Origin of the sequence: Planctomicrobium stercoris, from assembly GCF_051465655.1 — a bacterium.
Lineage (GTDB): Bacteria > Planctomycetota > Planctomycetia > Planctomycetales > Planctomycetaceae > Planctomicrobium.
In genome coordinates, this window is record NZ_CP195791.1 from 938,026 (window position 1) to 960,025 (window position 22,000).

The window sequence follows — 22,000 nt, forward strand, 5'->3', positions numbered from 1 at the left end:
GGGCCCTTCTTGCGACAGCGCGTGCCAGCATGAAACAAGTGAATAGGCGTATAGGTTTAACTTCCGCAGAGAAATCATGCCAGCCCGATTCTCCGTCGAAATCGTTGTACTTCCACTTCATCGTCAAAATTGGAACGGAAGTCGAAAAGTGGAGGGAGGCAGTTTTGGCAGGTGCGTTCGAGTTGTAAGTCGTGTTGATATAGTGTGTTGTGATTTGTCTGTGGCGAGAATCGGACGCGTTGGCCGAATTTGAAACGGGGGGATTGCTGACAAGTGCGTAGTTTCACTGCATTTTTGGCGATGCAGCCTGTGCCAGGACTGACATTGAGAGTTGGCGAGGTCAATTTCCCCCTTCTTGATCAATCAACTGGCGGGTGATGCGATTGCCACTTACAATCCCCGCTGAACGCAAGTTCCAATGATGGATTGTGTTTTCGCGAAGATCTCGCCCGTCGGCAGCCGTCCGGAAATTGAACCAGAGTCATGCTCGATCCCCGAATTCACTTGAAGCAGCCCTGGCTCGCGGGAATCCTCGCGTTTCTTATGCCCGGAGCCGGACACCTGTATCAGGGACGGTATTTTAAGGCCGCGATTTACTTCTTCTGTATTATCAGCCTCTTCCTGACCGGAATGGCGATGGCGGAATGGCAAGCGGTTCAGCCGCCGCCGAAAAACGCGTTCAAGGAAGGGAAGGGAACCTCGCTGCTCAAGTACGCTGCGCAATCGGGAGTCGGTTTGCCGGTGCTGTTTGGACTGGTTCAGCGTGAGCGATTTCACGGAGCGAGCAATACTCGAGTCACCACGATCGATTCTTCCCTCACAGCTCCGTTTCAGGGGACAGCCAGTTACTTCGACGAAACGGGGAACCACACCGGTGACGTCCAGGGGACCCTGACACTCGAACCGAGCGTCGGACAGTTCGGCAAGAATGCCATGACGGGTAAGTTCACTGGCAAAATCGACGGAGAGCCCATCACATTCCAGCTCTCGGATCATGTCGAACTGGCTCCGCCGATCGATGCCCGCAAGGATCGCCCGGTTGTCGCCGGTCTGGTTCGGGTCAAGAACGGTCAGAAGGAAGAGATCGGCCATTTGAGAGGCACGATTCCGCGCGGTTTCTGGAACTGGTTTGAAGTTCCCATGGACCCGCAGGAGGAAGAAGGTCTGCATCGTCGGCTGGGCAAATATCACGAACTGGCGATGGTGTTTACCTGGGTGGCCGGTCTGTTGAATGTGTTGGCGATCTGGGACGCTGTCGAAGGCCCGGCCTATGGTTATGGGGATGAACGTGCGGGAACCGAGCCTGTTCCTCCCAGCCCTTAGAGTTGAGACTTGCAGCCGGAATGTGCGGTGCTTTCAGGATCCCAGCGTTCGATTCCGGTCCCACCAATCCAGTCTTTGAAGACATCGAATCACATGAACATCACCTGGTACTTATTTCCGCTGGCTGCCGCGATCAGCCTGGTGTGGAACGCCAGTCGATATGAATCAACTGAGTTGATCCTGAAGCGGTCCGGGAAAATGTTCCTGCAGATTCTGGTCTTCATGGCGATCATCTTGGCGGTGCTGGTGGCGTTGTCGTATAAATTGTAGACGGGTCAATTTTCAGGAATTCAGGTCGAAGAGGGGAATCTCGCCCCATGACACTTCTCACCGAGTTGCTTCCCCAGGCCTCGCTCTCGCCTCTGAGTGTTGCTCAGTACCACGCCATGATTCAGGGTGGAATTCTGCCTGAAGGCGAGCCGTTGGAGCTGATTGACGGACTGCTTATTCGAAAAGATCGCCGCGACAGCCGGGGAGACATCATGACGGTCGGGCCACGACATGCCAAAGTGACGAAACTTCTTGTCAGAATGCTGAATCGACTGCTAACTTCCGGTGAAGTATACGTTCAGTCGCAACTCCCGATCACTCTATCGGATCAGTGCGAACCTGAACCGGATGTGGCGGTGATTCTCGGAGACGAGGCAGACGAAAGTTTCGATCATCATCCGTCACCGCCCGGTGTCCTGCTGGTGATCGAAGTCTCCGACAGTTCCCTGATCTGGGACCGGACCAGCAAACTCCGGATTTACGCAGAAGCGGAAATTCCGGAATACTGGATCGTCAATCTGGCAGCTGGGGTGATCGAAGTTTACCGGAACCCCGATGTGGAGTCCCATTGCTATCGCGAGCAGATTGACGTTCTGCCTGCGGAGAGCCTGCACTTCAAAATCTGTGATCAATCGTTTTCGTTTCAGGCTGGGGAAGTGCTCGGGTAGTCCGGTTCAGGTTCCCGGGCAAACCGCTCAGAAATTTCCCGGGGCTGACGGCTCATTCACTTGGCTGCGGAACGTGATTACCCCGACGTGAAATGGGCGTGGCGGTCAGGGGCTGGATAACCCGTCTTGCTGGGGGGAGATGGCGGATCTACAATCTTTTGAGAATGCTCCCGGACAAATTGCGCGGAATTGACCACCGATGACGGTGTGTGCCGCCAGGAGTGCCGGAAAACGATCCACTCAGACTTGCCTTGGCGTAGGGACGGCCGAATGCAGATACGATTTTCTGGTGAACGCGTGTGGCTGACACGAATCGTGCTGGCAGCAGTTTTGATGGCGGGAAGTTCATTTCCACTGTCCGCTGAGGAACCTGCCGACGAAGCTGCGAAACCGGAGGCTGCTCAGTCGGAAGCTGAGAAACCTGCAGAGGCCGAGTCCAAGAATGATGAGGACTACTACGAGTTGATGCGGGTCTTCGTCGATACCTTTCAGGAGATCGATCAGAACTATGTGAAAGAGGTGGACCGTCGCAAGCTCGTCAACGCGGCAGTGAGGGGGATGCTGGCCGAGCTCGATCCGTATTCGGATTACATCGCTCCAGATGATCTTGAGCACTTCACCGAAGCGATCTCCCAGGAGTTTGGAGGAGTCGGGATTCGGGTGAACTGGGACAAGCAGGCCCAGTCGATTGAGATTCTTGCTCCGCTCCCCGGCAGTCCCGCTTACAAGGCGGGCCTGAAGACCGGAGATCGAATCGTTGAGATCAACGGCAAGCCTGTGAAAGATTTCCCCGTCGAACGTGAAATCGACACTGCTGTTGAGATGCTGCGGGGCAAGCCCGGGGAGAAAGTGGAAGTCGGTATCCTGCGACCGGACTCAAAGGATGTTGAGAAGGTTCCGTTAACCCGGGAGATGATTCAGCTCGATACCGTCATGGGAGATACCTGGGGCAAAGACGGAAAATGGAACCTGATGCTGGATGAAGGACAGAAGATTGGATATCTGCGTCTGACTCATTTCACCAGTCGCAGCGCAGCCGAAATTCGCGAAGCCCTGAAGTCACTCAAAAAACAGGGAATGAAGGGACTGATCCTCGATCTGCGATTCAATCCGGGCGGTCTTCTGGAAGCAGCTGTCGACATTGCCGATATGTTCGTCGATGAAGGGCTGATCGTCAGTACCGACGGACGCAACAGTGCCCACCGCACCTGGAGCGCGAAGAGCTTTGGAACGTTCAAAGGGTTTCCGATTGCCGTTCTGATCAATCATTACAGTGCCTCTGCCAGCGAGATTCTCAGTGCCTGCCTGCAGGACCACAAACGGGCGATCGTTATCGGCGAACGCAGTTGGGGCAAGGGAAGCGTGCAGGATGTGATCGATCTCGAAGACGGCAAGAGCGCGCTCAAGTTGACCACTGCCAGCTACCACCGTCCCAGCGGGAAGAACATTCATCGCTTCCCGAACTCGAAAGAGTCCGATGAATGGGGAGTGACGCCGGACGAGGGCTATGCCATCGAGTTCACGCTCAAGGAGCAGCAGGAGTACCAGCTGTACCGTCATGAACGGGACATGCCCGGGAACGAAGAGAAGGATGCCAAGTTCGACGACCGGCAGCTCTCTGCTGCGAAGGCTTACATCGAAGAGCAGATCAAGAAAGAAAGTGCAGCTGGCGAGACCGCACCCGAGAAGAAGGCGGAAGAGAAACCGGCGGCCAAGCCTGCTGAGAAGAAAGCTGCTGACGGCTCGAAGATCCGCCACTTCTTCGCTGTTCCTCGGACCCGGGCAGGGTGAAACTTCAGGACACCGAATGATCGGTGTCGATTGTCATTTGAGTGTCTCGTCACACCCGTGAAGTGTGTGACGAGACGTGAAATTCAAGTTTGAATTGTCTTGTTATCCAGCGGAACAACAGTGCCTGAGTCTCCCGTCGAAAGTTCTGGTCGGGAGATCCTGCTGGCGATCGAATCGTCCTGTGACGAGACGGCAGCTGCAATCGTCGATGATGGCGGGAATGTCCTCAGCAGCGTCGTTGCTTCGCAGGATGAGCTCCATCAGCGGTTCGGGGGAGTTGTTCCGGAAATTGCATCCCGGGCTCATCTCTCCCGGATTCTCCCGGTGATTGATGAATCGCTCCGCAGAGCGGGAAAGTCGCTCGACCAGCTGTCCGCGATCGCTGTGATGACCGAGCCGGGACTGGTTGGTTCGTTGCTGGTGGGAGTGACTGCAGCCAAGACACTCGCGATGGTGCTGGGTCAGCCGCTGGTGGCGGTCAACCACATTCACGCCCACCTGTACGCCTGCCGGATGATGGCGCAGCGGGACATTTTCCCCGCCATCGGACTGGTCGTCAGCGGCGGTCATACGAATCTGTACGACTGCCGCAGCGCGATCGATTACGAATTGATCGGTTCGACGATTGACGATGCAGCTGGCGAGGCCTTTGATAAGGCCGCCGCCATGCTCGGACTCCCGTACCCCGGCGGCCCCTGGATGCAGAAGGTGGCTGAGAAGGGGAACCGCAAGGCGTTTGATTTTCCTCGTTCATTCCTCAAGGACGAGCGACTGGCTTTCAGCTTCAGCGGTCTGAAGACAGCACTTCGCTACACCGCGCTGGGGCAACCGGGACTGACGGTTTCTGTCCCGGAACTGACCGAGCAGAGAATTGCTGATCTGGCTGCGAGCTTTCAAGAAGCGGTCGTGGATGTTCTGATCGGGAAATGCCGGCAGGCATTGCAGCGGTACGGACGGAAGACGCTGTGCATTGGCGGGGGAGTGGCGGCTAACGCACGTCTGCGTCAGCGACTGGAAGATCTGCAGCGGAAAAGCGGCATTGAGATTGTGATTGCACCGATGGCGTTATGCACGGACAACGCTGCGATGGGGGCCATTGCCTGGGAACTGCTGAGTGCGGGAATGACGGCAGAACTGGATGTCGACGTCACTCCCGGACTCGTTCGTCATTCACGGTAAGGCGCACAGCTGCCGTGTCTGTGCGTCTGCTCATGAATCAACCTGCTCAGTCCTGATACCGAACCTTGCTCCAGTCTTTGGCAAGTGCTGTCAGGACTTGCAGTTTTTCAGGGGAATCGGCGGTCGCGACAATCCCAGGAAGTCGGAGCATTTCGGCTCGGTCATCCATCCAGGTTTCTGAGAAGTTGACCGCTTCTCCATTGTGGACCCAGACCGAATTGCCTCCGAGCAGTCGTGCGAGCTGCTGCGAGACCGGATAGTCGTAGATATTTGGAGTGTGGATCAGCGAGCCACCGAACTCACCGGTTGCCAGAAGCGGATAGATGCTGCCCGGCATGTCATCCGGCGCGTATCCCTGCAGGCCGGCCTGAGTAATCTGGGCTGCGACAGAGGGATCATTCTTCTGAAAGCCGATCACGTAGATCTTGCTGGAATCAGGACGGTCGCTGCGTGAAATGGGAGGCAGGTTTTCGAGGCAGTCAAAGGCACTCATGGACGTGTCGTCCGGACCGCACTTCACCACGTCTCCGTATGCCTGTGTCCATGTTCCGCTGGGACCAGATTCAGGAGCGAAGACAAGAGAGTAGATGACGTCACTCTCGTTGCGAAGATGAATCATCACGGCGTAGGCGTTGCTCGTGCGTTCTTTGAAATACTTGGTGCCGTCAATAGGGTCGAGGGCAATGGCGAGTGGACTTTCACTGGCAAACGCCTGCAGGTCTCCGTTCTCTTCCTCCGCTTCGATCCGGCAGCTTCGAAGGATCGGCGCGCGATCCCGCAGCCCCGCGATTACCAGTTCCTGAACAGTGAGGTCGGCGAGCGTCAGGGCGTCAGTATTGGAATTTCCGGATGACTTCCCTTCCAGAGCGACGTTGAACGTACGCATCCGTCGGGCAATGGCGCCGGACCATCGCAAGAGATCGGGAGTCACCTGCCGCAGAGCTGCGACGACATCATCAACACAAGGGTTCATCTGCTTCGATTCTCCAGAAATTCGATTAACCTGCCGGCCACGTGAATGTGCGTCACCCGTTCAAATGCCTGCCATCCGGGGACGCCGTTGACTTCGATGACCAGACACTTGCCGGACGGATCGTACATCAGGTCGACCCCTGCAAAACAGGCATCGACCGCCTGTGCTGCGCGGACCGCGAAATTCATTTCTTCCTCGGTGGCCTGATGCAGCTCGGCGCTCCCCTGACGTGCGACGTTCGTACGGAAGTCGGCGGCGTTTTTTCGTTTGAACGCGCCGAGCACCTCTCCGTTCAAGACGAGAACGCGAATGTCGAACCCGGCATGAGCGATGAACTCCTGCAGATAGAGCACAGCTTGAGTTCTCGCCAGGGTCTGAAAGACCCGATGTGCCAGATCGGGATCACTCACTCGCAGAATTCCTCGCCCTTCCGCGCCGAAGAGCGGTTTCACAACGACATCACCACCCAGGGAGTCAAATGCCCGTTGAGCGGCATCCGGGGTTTCGCAAACTACCGTACGAGGCGTGGGCAGGCCGCATGCAGCCAGCCGGGACGTGGTGAGAAATTTATCGACAGCGGCTTCAATCGCCTTGGGAGAATTCAGAACGACCGTTCCCTGTGCTTCGAGTCGTTGCAGCACGTCCATCCGGTAAACGACCTGCTCCAGCGACCCGGGGGGCATCGTGCGGACGATCACCGCATCGAACGCATGAAGAGAACAGCCGTCGGAGTGGATGGCGGTTTGCGGTTCCCAGATCGCAGCGGAAAGGAGCCGAAAATCGACGCGCTCGCACCGGTGGCCGCGACGCTCCGCCGCTTTCTGCAGCTGCGAAACGTACCAGCTTCCGGCATTTCCCAGCACAGCGATGTTCACGTCATGGCCTTGGTTGTGAGCAGTATGTTGCGGTCGTTGGCAGCTTTCGGGAACTTCAGGTGACGGCTGGCCGGTTGTCGACTTCACCACGATCCTGGATGGCTTGATCGATTTGAGCCAGATGATCAGGCGACAGCTGGACCTGCATGGCCCTGGCTGTCTCTTCAATCTGCTCAGGTCGTTTCGCCCCACATAAGGCGGCGGTGATGCCCGGTCGCTGAATTGTCCAGGCGATGACCAGCTGTGAGACCGTTATGCCAAGATCTTCTGCAATAACTTTCAGCCGGTCGACAAAATCGTGCGTCCTGGTCCATTGTTCCCCCTGAAAAATCGGATACTTCTTCCGACCGTCCTTTGGGTCCCACACATGATCCCGCTGCAGCTTGCCTGCCAGGAACCCTTTCATCAACGGCCAGTAGACCATGGCTGAGACATTGTGATCACGGCACCACGGCAGACGATCCTTCTCGATCTCCCGCTGCAGCATGTTATAGGGGGGCTGATCTGCTGCGATCGGGCAGACGGCATGGAACGCCTCATAGTCTTCGAGGCTGGTGAAGTTGGAGACACCGACAGCCCGGATCTTCCCCTGTGCTTTCAATTCGACAAAAGCCCCCGCAGATTCCGCAACCGGGACAGCAGGGTCCGGGGCATGCAGGTAATAGAGGTCGATATGGTCAGTCGCCAGCCGCTTCAGAGATTCATCGCATTGACGAAAGATGGTCTCCGGCCGGGCATCTCGAACCTGCTTGCGATCCGGTCCCCAGTGAAGTCCGCATTTGGATGCGATCACAATGTCGTGACGTTTGCTCCCCAAGGCCCGTGCGATGAGACGCTCGCTTTCCCCGTCGTACCCGTAAACGTATGCCGTGTCGAAGAAGTTGATCCCGGCAGCAACAGCGGCCTCGAGCGTGGCGAGGCTGTCTGCTTCAGTGACATCGACACTGCTGACCCCGGCGATCGGCCAGCAGCCCATGGCGACTGGCGTGACCCGTAAATCCGAAGTTCCAACCGGACGAAGTTCCATGGAGGTGATCGATTCAGGATGTGGTGACGCGTGGGAATGGAACAGGGGAGTTCTCGCACTTTGTACGCTGCACTCTCCGGGTGCGGCATCTCACTCGACGTCGCAGCGAACCGCAACGTTCAATCGGAATTCTGTCTTCCGTCTCGGTACTGCATTCGCAGGTCCTGAGCGATCTTCAGGAACGCCTGCATCTCGGCTTCGCGCCCCAGGACGAGGCCGTTTCTGAACTGCTGCAGAACGACGATGAACTGGTCGACCGCCTTCGCCAGTTGATTGGCATTCTGTGAAAAGATGGCTGTCCACAATTCGGCATCGCCCGCTGCGACGCGAGTGGTGTCCCGATAACCACTGGCGGCGTACGGGAGCAGGTTTTGATCGACGATGGAAGCGACAGCAGCTGCTGCCAGATGTGGCAGATGGCTGGTCATGGCCAGGATGCGATCATGCTCTTCAGCGGTCATCTCGCTGGTACGCATCCCGATGGCCTGCCAGAAGTCCCGGACACGTTCCACCGCCGGGGCCGGATTGTGCGTCGCGGGGGTTAAGATACAAAGCCGGTCTTCGAAGAGCTTCGGGTCGGCATGTTCGAATCCGGTCAGGTGCGATCCCGCTAAAGGATGAGCACCAACATATCGTGATGCTGCAGCGGAGTTCGCGAGCACCTGCTGCTGTATGGTCCCCTTCACGCTGCCGGCGTCCGTGAAGAGTGTCGATTCGGATGCTGCAGCCAGCACAGTGCACACATCGTCTGCAATCTGGTTGACCGGGGTGCAGACGACGATCAGATCTGCATGAGCGATCTGATCAGGAGCAGTCGCGACGGCATCGATGATTTCTTGAGCCTGAGCGGCCTTAAGACGGTCCGCATTTCGCCCGTATCCGATTACCGTCTGTGCCACACTGCGCGCCTTGGCTGCCGCTGCGACAGAACCACCGATCATCCCTACGCCGATAATGGCGACAGTTTCAAATTGATGCTGAGGATTCGACATGCCGGCATTGTAGTGTCGCCGGGGGAAGCATGGGAATCATGGAAGAGGGAAGAGGGAAGAGGGAAGAGGGAAGAGGGAAGAGGGAAGAGGGAAGAGGGAAGAGGGAAGAGAGTCAGCAAAACGCCGTGGCGTTTTGCTGACCGCTGACCGCTGACCGCTGACCGCTGACCGCTGACCGCTGACCGCTGACCGCTGACCGCTGACCGCTGACCGCTGACCGCTGACCGCTGACCGCTGACCGCTGACCGCTGACCGCTGACCGCTGACCGCTGACCGCTGACCGCTGACCGCTGACCGCTGACCGCTGACCGCTGACCGCTGACCGCTGACCGCTGACCGCTGACCGCTGACCGCTGACCGCTGACCGCTGACCGCTGACCGCTGACCGCTGACCGCTGACCGCTGACCGCTGACCGCTGACCGCTGACCGCTGACCGCTGACCGCTGACCGCTGACCGCTGACCGCTGACCGCTGACCGCTTCAATACGGTGACTTCCGGCGGGCGCTGGGAGAATGTCCGCACCAGCGTTTGAATGCCGTGCTGAAGGCGGAGACCGACTGATAACCCGTCAACCGGGCAATCTCCTTCAGCGGGTGGCTCCGCGTCTTCAGATGCCGGTCTGCCAACTGCATGCGGATGTCGAGAAGATAGTCGCTGGGGGTTCGCCCCACCTGATCTTTAAACTTCTGTGCCAAGGTCGATCTGGAAACACCCGATGCTTCAGCCAGCTTCTCGATCGTCCAGAACTTGCCGGGTTCACGCTCCATCAAGGAGAGCGTCTGCACAATTTCCGGATCATATTTCCGGTCACGCCCTTGCTCGGCAGCGGGCAGATGGATCCCCAGAACGACTCCGACCAGCAGCTGGGCCAGAAGCCGGAGATGCTCATTGTTGGGGTCAGCGGGCAGCCCGTTCGGCCAGTCTGTGAGTGCGAGACTGTTCTGGATGTTCAGTCGCAGGGGCGCTTCCGGCTGCGGCCACTCGATGCTTGTCGGTGGTGTGAGTGTAATTCGCAGACAGGCTGCAGGAGCATTGGTTGGATCGGCCAGATGCTCGATCACCTGCAGCTTCTGGAGTTTCGAGTGAGTCGTCAGGGTCACGTCACCCGGATGCAGGCTGACGTTTTCGACATCTTCCGGGCTCGTTGCGACCGCCAGATTCCAGACGCCTGAGACGACGGCGTACAGGGCAGGGCGAGTTGTCGGCTCGGGAAGACGATTGTCTCTGGCTGGACAAAGAAAATCGATGGAGCTGATTTCAACGGAAGTCTGCGAATGAATCGTTTCGCCCCCTGCTGTTTCCCTGCGAAAGTCGTCGCCCCGGCTCGGGAAGAGTCGGGGGACATCCTGTCAAACACCGATCGTCTGTGGCGAAGAGGCTGTGCGAAACGGATGTCTCTGCCAAATGGCAGGGGAATCTGTATGTCAGTCCTCCAACATCGAAAGCGGATCAGATCGCAGTTGCAGGAACTTCGCACTGCTGCCTGATTCGCGCTCAAGATCGCTATTCAACCCCGCGAGCGCAGCGAGGTGGCGGTGAATCAAAGGAAATTTCGGAAGGAACCGGAACTCGACGCAGAGCAATCGAGCCACGCAGCGTGATCAGGGCGAAGGAGTGCTGACCGGGGAGCTGCTGCGTCTTCTTGCAAAACGAAAGTGCCCCGGAGAATCGGGTGATGACTCGATTCTCCGGGGCACAAGCAGGTGTCCAATTAGAAATCGGCGAGCGGAGCCTGCCAGACTTCCTTGAGTTTGGCCAGCGGTTCATCGATCAGAATCTCGCCATTGCGGCCGGTGATGGTCAGTCGGTCAGACTCGGTCACCTTCCCGATCTGGATCGGTTCCTGCAGTGCTCCTTGCACGAAGATCGCCTGAACGAGTGGAACATTCGTCACCGGGACTTCAATCAGGAAGCGGGTGTTGCTTTCCGAGAAGAGTGCGACCACATCGCTGAGCCGGTCGGTATGACTCAGGGCAGCCAGATCGGCGTCGACTCCGAGTCCGCCAGCGAATGCCATCTCAGCCAGCGAGACGGCGAGGCCCCCTTCGCTCAGGTCGTGACAGCTGCGGACAAGTCCCTGTTTGATCGCCTGGTGCATCGCTGCGAAGACACGAGATGCGGAGGACATGTCCACTTTCGGAATCTGTCCCGTTTTTCCGCCGGTGACGAGATTGAAATGGCTGCCTCCCATTTCCTCACGCGTTTCTCCAACGAGCAGAAGGACATGCCCCGGTTCCTTCAGGTCCATCGTGACTGACTGTTCAACATCATCCACCTGCCCCATCGCCGTGATCAGCAAGGAGGGAGGAATGGAGATGGTGACCTTCTGACCGTCCTGCTCGTAGGAGAATTCGTTGTTGAGCGAGTCCTTCCCGCTGACGAACGGTGTCCCGTAAGCGACCGCCACATCGTGGCAGCCCAGTGCGGCACGCACGAGAGAGCCGAGAGTTTCCGGACGCTCGGTGTTCCCCCAGCAGAAGTTGTCCAGGATGGCGATTCGTTCCGGGTTGGCCCCGACAGCCACGCAGTTGCGAACAGCTTCATCAATGGCAGCTGCCGCCATCCAGTACGGATCGAGATCACCCAGCAGCGGATTCATGCCGCAGGAAATCACCAGTCCGCGAGAGGTTGTCAGGTCAGGTCGAATGACCGCAGCATCCGAAGGACCATCGTTCTGAACCCCGACCAGCGGTTTGACGACGCTCCCCGCCTGAACTTCATGGTCGTACTGACGGATGATGCGTTCTTTGGAGCAGACGTTCAGCGAAGAGAGAATCTTCTTGAGGACGTCACCCAGGTGCTGGTTTGTCGACTCAAGACGGAACGGCTGCGTTTTGATCGGCTGGTAAACCGCTTCGCGGACAACGGGGGGGCGACCGTCATGCAGGAAGGACATCGCCAGATCGCCGACGAGTTCTCCGTGATACTTCAGGACGAGTCGCTGGGTATCGGTGAACTTACCGATGATGGTCGCTTCGACCCCTTCGGAGGCACACAGCGACTGGAACTCTTCCCAGTTCTCCGGCGGGACCGCCAGAACCATCCGCTCCTGAGCTTCGCTGATCCAGATTTCGGTGTAGGAGAGTCCGCTGTACTTCAGAGGAGCCTGTTCCAGCCAGACTTCCGCACCTGTCTCTTCGCCCATCTCTCCGACGGCGCTGCTGAATCCTCCTGCTCCGCAATCGGTAATGGCCCGGAACAGGCCGCGGTCGCGAGCTGCCAGCACGACGTCCATCACCATCTTCTCGGTGATGGCGTTGCCGATCTGAACCGCTCCCCCGGAGAGTTCTTCACTTTCGTGCGTCAGTTCAGCAGACGAGAAGGTTGCTCCATGAATACCGTCGCGTCCCGTTCGTCCGCCGACCGCGACAATGTAATCGCCCGAGGCGACATGCTTCTCGCTCATCCCGCGTGGCAGCATGGCGACATTGCCGCAATACACCAGCGGGTTCCCCAGATACCGATCGTCGAAGAAGACAGCTCCGTTGACGGTGGGGATCCCCATGCGGTTCCCGTAGTCCCGCACTCCGGAAACAACTCCGTTCATCACCGTGCGGGGATGCAGCAAACCTTGCGGAAGATTGTCATACGGAGTTTGCGGAGGGGCGAAGCAGAAGACGTCTGTATTGCAGACAGGCTTGGCGCCCAGTCCGGTCCCCAGCGGGTCGCGGATCACTCCTCCCAGGCCGGTGTTAGCACCGCCGTAAGGCTCGAGTGCAGATGGGTGGTTGTGAGTTTCGACTTTGATGCAGACGTCGTTCTGTTCATCGAATCGCACCACGCCGGCGTTGTCCTTGAAGACGCTGACGCACCAGTCGTTTTCACCCAGATGGAGGCGAATCCGCTGTGTTGCGGCGAAGACCGTCTCCTTGAGCATGTTGGTAAACTGACGCTCGCCGGAGTCGTCTCTGTAGGCGATGCGCCCCGCCAGAGTCTTGTGAGAGCAGTGTTCGCTCCACGTCTGGGCGACGGTCTCCAGCTCGATGTCGGTCGGGTCTCGCTGCAGGTCCTGAAAATACTGACGTATGGTCTGCATTTCGGTCAGGCTGAGATACAGCTGACCCTCTTTGCTGAGCCGACGCAGCGCCTCATCGTCCATGGAGCGAATGGGGACGTGCTGCAAGGCGAATGAAAAATCGGAACCGATGGCCAGGCTGGTCAGTGGCAGCGGTCCTTCGATTACTCGTTCCACGGAATCGTTGGAGAGGACGCGGCGGGCCAGTCGCGTCACTTCTTCGTGATCGGCATCTCCGTTGATCCAGTATTTCCTGGCGGTGGCGACGCCCGAAACATTCAGTTGCAGTTCCTGCAATGCTTTCCCGGCGGTCTGTCCGACGTTGTCGGTGACACCGGGCTTGTACAGTACATTCAACAGCCAGCCGCCGTCGGAACCGTTCTTTGCTGCGGGAAGTGGAAACACTTCAGTATTCTCGACCACAGGATCGCTGAGAAGGACAGCAGCCTGTTCGATCTGGCTGGGCTGCAGGTCCCCTTCGACCAGATAGGATCGTGCGGCTCGCACCTGCCGGATGGAGTTCAGGCCACGCGAACCGGCTTCTTTGAGAATCCGCGCCCCTTCCCGGTCCACTTCCCCCGCGACAGGCTGAATCTCGATTTCCCACAGCATTGGTGATTTCTCAACTGAAAAAAGAACAGGCAACGGCAGAGCAAAACGGCTCTCAGGGGAAATCGTATCGCATCCGGGCTGGTCCGCGAAGCGTTCGGAAGTCGGGAGTCCAGAGACGAGGGGGCAGGGCAGGAATTTTCGTTGCGAACTGTGATTCATCAAAAGTGGCTGAATCAGGTAGGATCGGTCGAATCCCGGTGTTTTTAGACAGAGAAAATTTTGAAGGACGTCGCGTGAAAGCCTCGCCCGGTTTGCCTCAGCCGCTGACATGGAAGTCGAAATTGCGTGATTGGCTGGGAACGCAGGTTCCCCGGCACGGATTCTCCCGTCTTCCACGAGTTCTCAGCCGGATCCCGCACGGACCGGGGGAACAGGTGCTTTCACTGACCTTCGACGATGGTCCGCACCCCACCGGGACGCCGGCGCTGCTGGATGTTTTGAGCGTGAATAACGTGCGGGCGACCTTCTTTCTGCTGGGAGAGAGAGCCCAGCGATATCCGGAACTGGTCCGGGAAATCCTGGCGGAAGGGCACGAAATCGGAAATCACTCGTGGTCGCATGCGGATTTCTGGAAATGCACGAAGACTCATTTGCTGGTGGAATTGTCGCGGTGTCAGCACCTGCTCTCGGAAATTGCCGCCGAGCCGGTCCATTGGATGCGACCGCCGTATGGTCACGTCTCTTACACAGCCCGGGCGTGGGCGAGGCGAAATGATTCCACGGTCGTGCTCTGGGACCTGCTGCCGCCGGACTACAACCCGGGAAGCGATGTGGCCCGGTTGAAGTCGGTCTACCAGCGATTCATCCGCCCCGGGTCAGTTGTCTGCCTGCACGACAACGACGTTTCCCAGCATGTCACCCCGCAACTTCTGCGAAGCCTGATCCCGCAGGCCCGCGAGGCCGGCTGGAGCTTCCGGGGTTTGAGTTGTCCGTAGGGTCCGCTGTGCGGACCGACACGATCAGACAGACCCGGAGTTCAGGTCCCGTCAATACTGTGGAAATTGTCGAATACTGATGAGCACTCAATAAATGGTCCGCACAGCGGACCCTACGGGAAATGAAGCAAACTTGACATGTGATGCTGAATGCGTGCAAGATGAAGGTGCAGCCGAGTGTTGCGACGATTGCTCAGGGGGCCGCGTGAGCAATCGACAACGTCGAAATTTCTTCCCGGTCTTCGGATCGGGTTGGAGATCTCCCCGGCAGGAGAGTCGTTTTTCGCGTTATCTTGTCCTACAGAGTTCGGAGAACATCTCATGCGTCGCCAACGTGCAGCGTTTACGTTGATTGAATTGCTGGTGGTGATTGCGATTATCGCCATCTTGGTGGCCTTGTTGCTGCCTGCTGTGCAGAACGCACGTGAAGCGGCGCGACGGACCCAGTGCACCAACAATCTCAAGCAGATTGGTCTGGCCCTGCACAACTACCACGACCAGCACAAGGTCTTTCCGCCGGGACAGGTCTCGAACGTTGCTTACATGCTCACCGACACCGTCGGGAATTACGTCGCACCGCTCGAAGCGAAACAGATCGGACCCAACAATACCGCAGTGCGCGCCGGGGAACACGGAACCAGCTGGATCCTGTTCATCATGCCCCAGCTGGATCAGGCTGCGACTTACAATTTCTGGAACTTCAACGCGAACGTCATTCGAAATGGATCCGATCCCCCGCTGATGATGGACAATAGCAATGTTCCCATCTATCCAGCGAAAACGCACGTGGCCGGCCTCTACTGCCCGTCCCGTCGTTCGACTATGGATCCCAAGTACACCATGACCGAGCACGTGGACACGCCACTCGGAACATTTGGGAATTCGACCTGGACCACGGGCGGAAATGACTATGCCGGTTGTGCTGGTTCCGGGATTGCTTTCAAGTCTGATGACGCCTCGGCACGCCAGACGTACTGGCTCACCCCCGCGCAGCTGTCCAACATGACGAACAATGGGGTGAACCCCTATGCACAGTATCCATTTAACGTCGGTGTGTTCGGCGTGAACAGCAGCACGAGTATCAACGGGATTTCAGACGGGACTTCGAACACGGTTCTGGTCGCAGAACGTCGTATCTTCCAGGTTCCTGCAGTCACCGTTGCCGGCACCTCCATTGTCACTCGAACCAGCAGTGACGGCTGGGCATTTGGCGGACCGGCCACGATGTTCACCACCCGGCTCGCTCCGCAGCCACCCGGACCTCAGTTCGGACTGCACTTCGACGAAGCCTCCAGCGAGCATCCTCAGGGCTTCAACGTTCTGGCTGCGGACGGCAGTGTCCACTTCGTGAGTCTGAACGTCGATCTGCGAACGTGGCAGAACCTGGGAAATATCGCCCAGGGCTCACCAGTCAATCTGTTCAAATAATCTCATCAAGCAACCGTCTGGCTGCTGAGAAACTGCGGTTCTCGTCCGTGCGGGGATGAAAGGTCTGAAGGTATGTCGATCCGCTATGAATGCACCGGATGCGGTTCGGTCCTCAAGATCAAGGAATCACTGGCAGGGACGAGTGGCAAGTGCCCGCATTGCAAGAACAAGTTCGTGGTGCCGGAGAAGGGCGCGGACTCCGGCGTCGGAATTGAAGCAGCCGAAGATTCGAAGATCCAGAAGGCTCCATCGGCTGCAGCACCCAAGCCAGCACCGGTTGTCGCTGAGAAACCCAAAGGGAACAACGGGGACGACTTCGACCTTGACGCGTTTCTGATGGATGACAGCGCGCCGGGGGCCAAGGCGAGTGCGGGTCTGAGTTCTCCCCCTGTTGCTCCCCCCGCAGCCCCTCAGCCGAAGTTCGACAAGCAGGGGCGGCGAACGTTTGCAGCTCCGCCCCCCAGTCCCGGCAGTTCGGCGGAAATGCCAACTCGGGATGCCGCGAACGCTGCGATCAATGCGTCAGCAAACGCACGGGATCTGCTGTCAAAATCCGCAGAGGAAGGGAAGGCGAAGGCGGGGAGTCTGCCGACTGGCCCTCGCAAGCCGCTGATCAACTTTGACGTCGCCGGGACGTTGAAGGAGTTCCGGCAGTATGCCCTGTACATCCTCGGCGGAATTGTGCTGGTCTTCGGCCTTTACTGGCTGTCCGATCGAATGCTCTCCAGCCGTCTGGAACTGCCGAAGCTGGCAGCGGTTTCCGGGACGGTCACGCTGGACGGGAATCCGCTTCCAAACGTGACGGTGTACCTGGCGCCGGTGAATCCTGAGGGGAAAAGTACTCGAGGAAAGCCGCTGCGATTGCGTGATGCCTCCGGAGTCACGGATGAAAACGGGTTCTACACCGTCCTGTACATGAACGGCGTCTCGGGGGCTCCGGTGGGAAAGACCCGAATCTGGCTGCAGCCTCTCAATCCGGCAGACTTCAAGAAGATCCCCGGCAAGTATCTCTCGAACGGGTCGACCGACATTCGCGAAGTGAAAGAGGTCGGAAACGAAGCCAAATTCAATCTGGATTTGAAGACGCCGTAACGGCCTATTTGCGTCCGCAATCCGGTTTTGCATCACTGCTGGCTGATCGCTGCAGTTCATTGCGGTTTCCGCTTCGATGCTGTCCAATGCGTGTTGATTTTTTGAAAACCACCACGCCCATTGAACCGCGATCCTGTCGACGTGACCCTGACGGCTTACCTCACCGAATTGCGTGCCCGCGTCGAGCAAAGACTGCTGGCCGATACTGTGTTTCCCCCGGCTTGTCCGAACCGGCTGGCGGAGTCGATTCGCTATAGCCTTCTTGCCCCGGGAAAACGAGTTCGCCCATGTCTGGTGCTGATGGCCTGTGAAGGCTGCGGAGGAGACCCGGACCAGGCACTTCCCGCTGCCAGTGCCATTGAAATGGTGCATTGTTACTCATTGATCCATGACGACCTGCCGGCGATGGACGATGATGATCTGCGGCGCGGCCGTCCGACGAATCACATTCAGTTTGATGAGTCGACCGCGATTCTCGCTGGCGACGCTTTACTGACACTGGCGTTCGAAGTGCTGGCTCGCGACCTGAAGCCCGCGGAGCTGGCGGCCGCCTGCGTTCTGGAACTGGCGACTGCAGCGGGCAGCTGCGGAATGGTGGGAGGCCAGCAGGCGGATCTGGAAGCAGAGTCGAACCCCGGGATCACCCTGGCGCAGCTGGAGGCAGTTCACCGGCGCAAAACGGGTCAGTTGCTGTGCGCGGCTCTGCGGATGGGGGGCAGAATCGGAGGAGCAGACCCTCAAACTTTGCGCAGTTTGACGATTTACGGGGAATCGGTTGGATTAGCCTTCCAAATTGCGGATGATCTCTTGGATGTCCTCGGTGAACAGGACAAAATGGGGAAAGGGGTCCGCAAGGACGCCGATTCCGGAAAACAGACCTATCCCTCGTTGCTGGGAGTCGACGAAAGCCGCCGACGCGCCAGTCAACTGGTTGAAGTCGCCTGTGACGCGGTAGCACCACTGGCTGAACGCAGTCATCACCTGACAGCATTCGCCCGTTACATCATCGAACGGGATCATTGAGCAATCGACAATTCAGTCCTTTCCCGCAGCGGTCAGGCCCGACCTGCGGGAAACCCGAATCAGATTCAGTTTAACCTTTCAAACAACTTCGGCTGGAAGCCGACGATGCGCGGATCCCGTTTCAGTCCAGTGCCCGCGAATCGACAGCAATACACTTCTGAAAGTCATCGGAATGGAATATCAGTTACTGCCGCTGATCGGTTCTCCTAAAGAACTTCGCAGCCTGACCCATGAGCAGATGGTTCAGCTGGCTGCCGAGATCAGGGAGGCACTGTGTGAAGTCGTTTCTGATCGCCCCGCCCACTTCGCCAGCAATCTGGGAGTGGTGGAACTCTGCCTGGCGCTCCATACCGTCTTCGATTTTTCCCGGGACCGCCTGATCTGGGATACCGGGCATCAGATCTATCCGCACAAGTTGATTACCGGTCGGTTCCCCGAGTTCGACACAATCCGTCGCAAGGGGGGGCTGATGGGATATCCCAACCCTCTCGAAAGCGACTACGACCTGTTCATGACCGGTCACGCGGGATCCAGCGTTTCGACTTCGCTGGGACTCAAGGCCGGGGATGACCTGTTGCGTCCCGAAGACAACCGCAAGTCTGTCGCGGTGCTGGGGGACGGGGCTCTTCCCAGCGGCGTGGTCTTCGAAGCTTTCAACAATGCCGCTGGCCTGAAGAAAGACCTGCTGGTCATTCTGAATGACAATAAGATGGGAATCTGCCCGCGCGTCGGCGGGATGGCTGCCTATCTGGACAAGGCCCGCGTGGCACCCTTCTACAACGGCCTGAAGCGGGATGTCTCCTGGCTGCTGAACAAAGTCCCGCTTGTGGGGGGCTCCGCTGCAGAGGCGATCGGCAACATCAAAGACGCCGTGAAGAACTTCATTCACGGCGGAGTGATGTTCGAAGAGATGGGCTTCCGGTATGTCGGTCCGGTCGACGGCCATGATCTGGTGTCGCTGCGACGTTCACTGGAACTCGTCAAGGAAATGCGCGGCCCGGTCCTGCTGCATGTGTTCACCGAAAAGGGACACGGCTTCGCTCCGGCACTGGAAAACCCGGTGAAGTTTCACACTCCGTCTCCGTTCTGTCGCAACAGCGAAGACGGTGAAGTGACCTTCGCCAAGAAGGGGAGTCAGCCGGCATATACCAATGTTGTCAGCGACGCGATTCACGCTGCGATGAAGCGGGATTCCCGGGTCTGCGTTTTGACGGCTGCCATGTGCGAAGGGAACAATCTCGGGCAGATACGCGATGACTTCCCGGATCGATTCTTCGATGTGGGGATCTGCGAAGCCCACGCTGTCGCCTTTGCAGCAGGGATGGCGAAGGTGGGCGCCCGGCCGATCGTCGACATCTACAGCACATTCCTGCAGCGGAGCTTCGACCACATTTTCCAGGAAGTCGCTCTTCAGAATCTGCCGGTCGTCTTCTGTCTGGATCGAGCCGGTGTGTGCGGAGCCGACGGCCCGACGCACCATGGTGCGTTCGACAACACTTACATGCGGACGTTCCCGAACATCGTGGTCATGGCTCCCGGCGACCAGCGGGACGTCGAAGCGATGCTGGAGTTCTCGTTGCAGCATGACGGTCCGACCTCCATTCGTTACCCGAAAGCCAATGCAGAACTGATCTCGCGGCCGGTCACTCCGGTGGAGCTTGGAAAATCGGAAGTCGTGCGGACTGGCGAAGACGGTACGTTCGTCGCGTTTGGGACGATGTTCTCGACCTGCCTGGCGGCCGCCGACCGGCTGGCCAAAGATGGTATCGACGTCGGTGTCATCAACGCCCGGTTCCTGCGCCCGCTGGATACGGACGTGATCTTCAAGGCGATCGAGTCCGGGTTCGTCATCACGGTGGAAGAAAGCAGTCTGAATGGAGGCTTCGGGAGCGCAGTGCTCGAGGCAGCCAACGCTGCGGGTCTCCCGACTCAGGGAATCCGCCGCCTGGGACTGCCTGATCGGTTCGTCGAACACGGTGAACGTGCCGAACTGCTCAGCGATCTGGGACTCGACGTAGCCGGACTGATGGCGGCTGCTCACCAGATGGCTGGCAAGAAAGTCTTTGTTGCGAATTAAGCAACTCTGCAGACATCAAAACCACGCACATCACGTGCGTGGTTTTTTTATAACCAGATGTCTCCGCAGTCCGGACACCCTTCGGTGGAGCGAAGGTAAAAATACGCTTCGACGGGCATCAGGTCGGTGTCGATCAGCTGGATCGGCTTGCGGATGTACAGACTTTCATCCACTCCTTCGACCTCATCCAGTCTTGCTAAGGCAATGTCGTTAACGCTCCAGACCTCCCCCTGAATCGAGATGCCTGAATCAGTCTCGATGAGTGCCGGATACGTGCCGACATTGAACATGCGGTAGCGGGGGGCGGTTCTGGCCTCCCCAAGAAACGTTTCGGACTCGATCGCGAAATGCCGGCAGAAGCCCCGTTTTAATGTGCCGTAGACGAAGATGTTCATAGGTGGAATCAATGACGGTTTCGGTACGGGCGAGCTGAAGTTTACAATAAGTGATTGTCAGCAATTCTCCAGCGAGTTCAGAAAAACCGACATGGCCAAGTGTGATCAGGGGTATCTGTGTGAAGTTTGCGGAGCGGAAGTTCCCAACATCACGCTCAGCGATCTGTACCTGCGGTACGTCATTGGTGAAGTGAACGGACGGCAGCTGCTGGCCGCTCCGGAACGACATATCCGCTGCAATCCGACACTCGCCCAGTTTATTGTCGCTGACGAGTTTCCACCGGTCGTTGTCGAGGGACCTTTCTCAAAGCAGTTTCTGGATCCGGAAGATGTCCGCCGCCGGGAAGAATTGGTGACTCAGGGCTGGAGACGGCTGCAGGAAGTCAGAAAGCTGGGGATCGCGATTCCGGAGTATCCACTGGAACAATTCCGGCGCACCAGCAGCCGGGAGTCGAGACCGGAGAACTCAGGGCAGGCCGGGGAGAGTTGATACCCAAATTTGGGGACGGACATGGGAGGCTCGACGTTGGAGTTGCGTCTTTGGTAGTTTAGTGGCGCTTCGTCGTTACCACGTCCGCTTTCTTCCAGGGTTCGACCGCTATGTCTGTTGCTATCGCTCAGCCGATTGCCGGAGTTTCCGCGAATCGCGAGACCGAGATCGAAGTGATTTATCCTTCCGTGGCAGCCGGTGTGCTCGGCCGTTTCATCGGGGGAGTGATGGGGCTCGCAGAAGCCGTTCCACTTCTGCCGCTGCGGTTGATCGCGTACATCGTTCTGGGAACGGCGATGGTTCCGTTCGCCATTCTGGCTTACGCCCTGACCAAGCTGCTGGGCAACTGCTACGTCCTGACAAACCGTTCGATCTACTCCAGGTCGATCATCGGCGGTCGCAAGGGGCGACAGGTTCCGCTGGGCGAGATAGGCGATATCGAAATCACTTCCGCAGGTGGGTATCACTTTCATCGGGTCGGTGACTTAAACCTGCAGAACTCTGCCGGGAATCTGCTGATGACCATTCCCGCGATCACTTATCCGGACCGGCTGAAGCAGATCATCCTGGATGCCCAGGCTGCCCGCATGCTCTCCGATGAATCGTTCGCGAGAATTCAATCGCGAAAGTGATTTCGTCATCGCGTGGCATGGTGATGTGCTTCTGCACCACGGAGGCACTGAGACGCAGAGAAGAAGAGGAACCGCGAATGAGGCGAATGTCGCGAATTGTTTCTGGATGATTCCGTCGGTGTCCGGGGCGGAACTTCAGTCATCGTGTTGTCAGGATCCTGGTGCTACATCAGAAAATGAGACGCAGGAGGGATTCGCCGG

19 protein-coding genes and 3 pseudogenes are annotated in these 22,000 nt (G+C 58.0%); 12 read left to right on the top strand and 10 right to left on the bottom strand.

Annotated features, from left to right (window positions below; all coding sequences use genetic code 11):
* Positions 1 to 483 precede the first annotated feature (483 nt).
* The 5 genes from SH661x_RS03775 (at position 484) to tsaD (ending at position 5,231) form a co-directional block, all read left to right on the top strand.
* Positions 484 to 1,323 carry a DUF6677 family protein gene (locus SH661x_RS03775; protein WP_437228164.1) on the top strand — a complete coding sequence of 280 codons (840 nt, stop codon included), beginning with the start codon at positions 484 to 486 and terminating at the stop codon, positions 1,321 to 1,323.
* Between the two features lie 93 nt (positions 1,324 to 1,416).
* Positions 1,417 to 1,593, top strand: a complete 177-nt coding sequence (locus tag SH661x_RS03780) for a hypothetical protein (RefSeq protein WP_437228166.1) — start codon at positions 1,417 to 1,419, stop codon at positions 1,591 to 1,593.
* Positions 1,594 to 1,640: 47 nt separating this feature from the next.
* Positions 1,641 to 2,261, top strand: a complete 621-nt coding sequence (locus SH661x_RS03785) for a Uma2 family endonuclease (protein ID WP_437228168.1) — start codon at positions 1,641 to 1,643, stop codon at positions 2,259 to 2,261.
* A 270-nt stretch (positions 2,262 to 2,531) separates the two neighbouring features.
* Positions 2,532 to 4,052, top strand: coding sequence for a S41 family peptidase (locus tag SH661x_RS03790; protein ID WP_437228170.1), 1,521 nt, complete (start codon positions 2,532 to 2,534; stop codon positions 4,050 to 4,052).
* Positions 4,053 to 4,172: 120 nt separating this feature from the next.
* Entirely contained in the window at positions 4,173 to 5,231 is a 1,059-nt protein-coding gene (tsaD, locus tag SH661x_RS03795) for a tRNA (adenosine(37)-N6)-threonylcarbamoyltransferase complex transferase subunit TsaD (protein ID WP_437228172.1), read from the top strand.
* Between the two features lie 46 nt (positions 5,232 to 5,277).
* Here tsaD and SH661x_RS03800 read toward each other — a convergent pair whose 3' ends face one another.
* From SH661x_RS03800 to purL, 9 genes and pseudogenes are all read right to left on the bottom strand, one after another.
* Complete coding sequence (locus SH661x_RS03800; RefSeq protein ID WP_437228174.1) at positions 5,278 to 6,204, bottom strand: inositol monophosphatase family protein; 927 nt, start codon at positions 6,202 to 6,204, stop codon at positions 5,278 to 5,280.
* Positions 6,201 to 7,166 (bottom strand): ATP-grasp domain-containing protein, encoded by a 966-nt coding sequence (locus tag SH661x_RS03805; protein WP_437228176.1) that lies wholly within the window; start codon positions 7,164 to 7,166, stop codon positions 6,201 to 6,203. Before SH661x_RS03805 ends, SH661x_RS03800 begins: the two co-directional genes overlap by 4 nt.
* Complete coding sequence (locus SH661x_RS03810) at positions 7,135 to 8,106, bottom strand: aldo/keto reductase (protein ID WP_437228178.1); 972 nt, start codon at positions 8,104 to 8,106, stop codon at positions 7,135 to 7,137. Before SH661x_RS03810 ends, SH661x_RS03805 begins: the two co-directional genes overlap by 32 nt.
* A gap of 119 nt (positions 8,107 to 8,225) precedes the next feature.
* Complete coding sequence (locus SH661x_RS03815; RefSeq protein WP_437228180.1) at positions 8,226 to 9,098, bottom strand: prephenate dehydrogenase; 873 nt, start codon at positions 9,096 to 9,098, stop codon at positions 8,226 to 8,228.
* Positions 9,099 to 9,210: 112 nt separating this feature from the next.
* Positions 9,211 to 9,375 (bottom strand): annotated as a pseudogene (locus tag SH661x_RS03820) (hypothetical protein); the annotation flags it as partial.
* A pseudogene (locus SH661x_RS03825) lies at positions 9,297 to 9,518 on the bottom strand (hypothetical protein); the annotation flags it as partial. The pseudogenes SH661x_RS03825 and SH661x_RS03820, both read right to left, overlap by 79 nt.
* A pseudogene (locus SH661x_RS03830) lies at positions 9,452 to 9,622 on the bottom strand (hypothetical protein); the annotation flags it as partial. The pseudogenes SH661x_RS03825 and SH661x_RS03830, both read right to left, overlap by 67 nt.
* Positions 9,580 to 10,200, bottom strand: a complete 621-nt coding sequence (locus SH661x_RS03835) for a helix-turn-helix transcriptional regulator (protein ID WP_437228182.1) — start codon at positions 10,198 to 10,200, stop codon at positions 9,580 to 9,582. The gene SH661x_RS03835 and the pseudogene SH661x_RS03830, both read right to left, overlap by 43 nt.
* Before the next feature lie 611 nt (positions 10,201 to 10,811).
* The gene (gene purL / locus SH661x_RS03840; RefSeq protein ID WP_437228184.1) at positions 10,812 to 13,727 is read right to left on the bottom strand and encodes a phosphoribosylformylglycinamidine synthase subunit PurL; all 2,916 of its coding nucleotides are present in this window, start codon (positions 13,725 to 13,727) and stop codon (positions 10,812 to 10,814) included.
* A 233-nt stretch (positions 13,728 to 13,960) separates the two neighbouring features.
* Here purL and SH661x_RS03845 point away from each other — a divergent pair, with 233 nt between their 5' ends.
* The 5 genes from SH661x_RS03845 to dxs all read left to right on the top strand — a co-directional run bounded on the left by SH661x_RS03845 (position 13,961) and on the right by dxs (position 20,282).
* Positions 13,961 to 14,662: a polysaccharide deacetylase family protein gene (locus SH661x_RS03845; RefSeq protein WP_437228186.1), complete on the top strand. Its 702-nt coding sequence runs from the start codon at positions 13,961 to 13,963 to the stop codon at positions 14,660 to 14,662.
* A 321-nt stretch (positions 14,663 to 14,983) separates the two neighbouring features.
* Positions 14,984 to 16,090: a DUF1559 family PulG-like putative transporter gene (locus SH661x_RS03850; RefSeq protein ID WP_437228188.1), complete on the top strand. Its 1,107-nt coding sequence runs from the start codon at positions 14,984 to 14,986 to the stop codon at positions 16,088 to 16,090.
* 72 nt (positions 16,091 to 16,162) lie between these two features.
* Positions 16,163 to 17,182, top strand: a complete 1,020-nt coding sequence (locus SH661x_RS03855) for a hypothetical protein (protein ID WP_437228190.1) — start codon at positions 16,163 to 16,165, stop codon at positions 17,180 to 17,182.
* Between the two features lie 120 nt (positions 17,183 to 17,302).
* A complete protein-coding gene (locus SH661x_RS03860; RefSeq protein WP_437228192.1) occupies positions 17,303 to 18,205 on the top strand; it encodes a polyprenyl synthetase family protein in 903 nt (300 codons plus the stop codon).
* A gap of 172 nt (positions 18,206 to 18,377) precedes the next feature.
* On the top strand, positions 18,378 to 20,282 hold the full coding sequence (gene dxs / locus SH661x_RS03865) for a 1-deoxy-D-xylulose-5-phosphate synthase (RefSeq protein ID WP_437228194.1): 1,905 nt from the start codon (positions 18,378 to 18,380) through the stop codon (positions 20,280 to 20,282).
* A gap of 47 nt (positions 20,283 to 20,329) precedes the next feature.
* Here the strand turns inward: dxs and SH661x_RS03870 are convergent, their stop codons facing one another.
* Entirely contained in the window at positions 20,330 to 20,677 is a 348-nt protein-coding gene (locus tag SH661x_RS03870; protein WP_437228196.1) for a gamma-glutamylcyclotransferase family protein, read from the bottom strand.
* Between the two features lie 91 nt (positions 20,678 to 20,768).
* On the opposite strand from SH661x_RS03870, the gene SH661x_RS03875 reads away from it, so the two are divergent.
* Together SH661x_RS03875 and SH661x_RS03880 are read left to right on the top strand one after the other, a co-directional pair.
* A complete protein-coding gene (locus SH661x_RS03875) occupies positions 20,769 to 21,167 on the top strand; it encodes a hypothetical protein (RefSeq protein WP_437228198.1) in 399 nt (132 codons plus the stop codon).
* A gap of 110 nt (positions 21,168 to 21,277) precedes the next feature.
* Positions 21,278 to 21,799 (top strand): hypothetical protein, encoded by a 522-nt coding sequence (locus tag SH661x_RS03880; protein WP_437228200.1) that lies wholly within the window; start codon positions 21,278 to 21,280, stop codon positions 21,797 to 21,799.
* Positions 21,800 to 22,000: the final 201 nt, after the last annotated feature.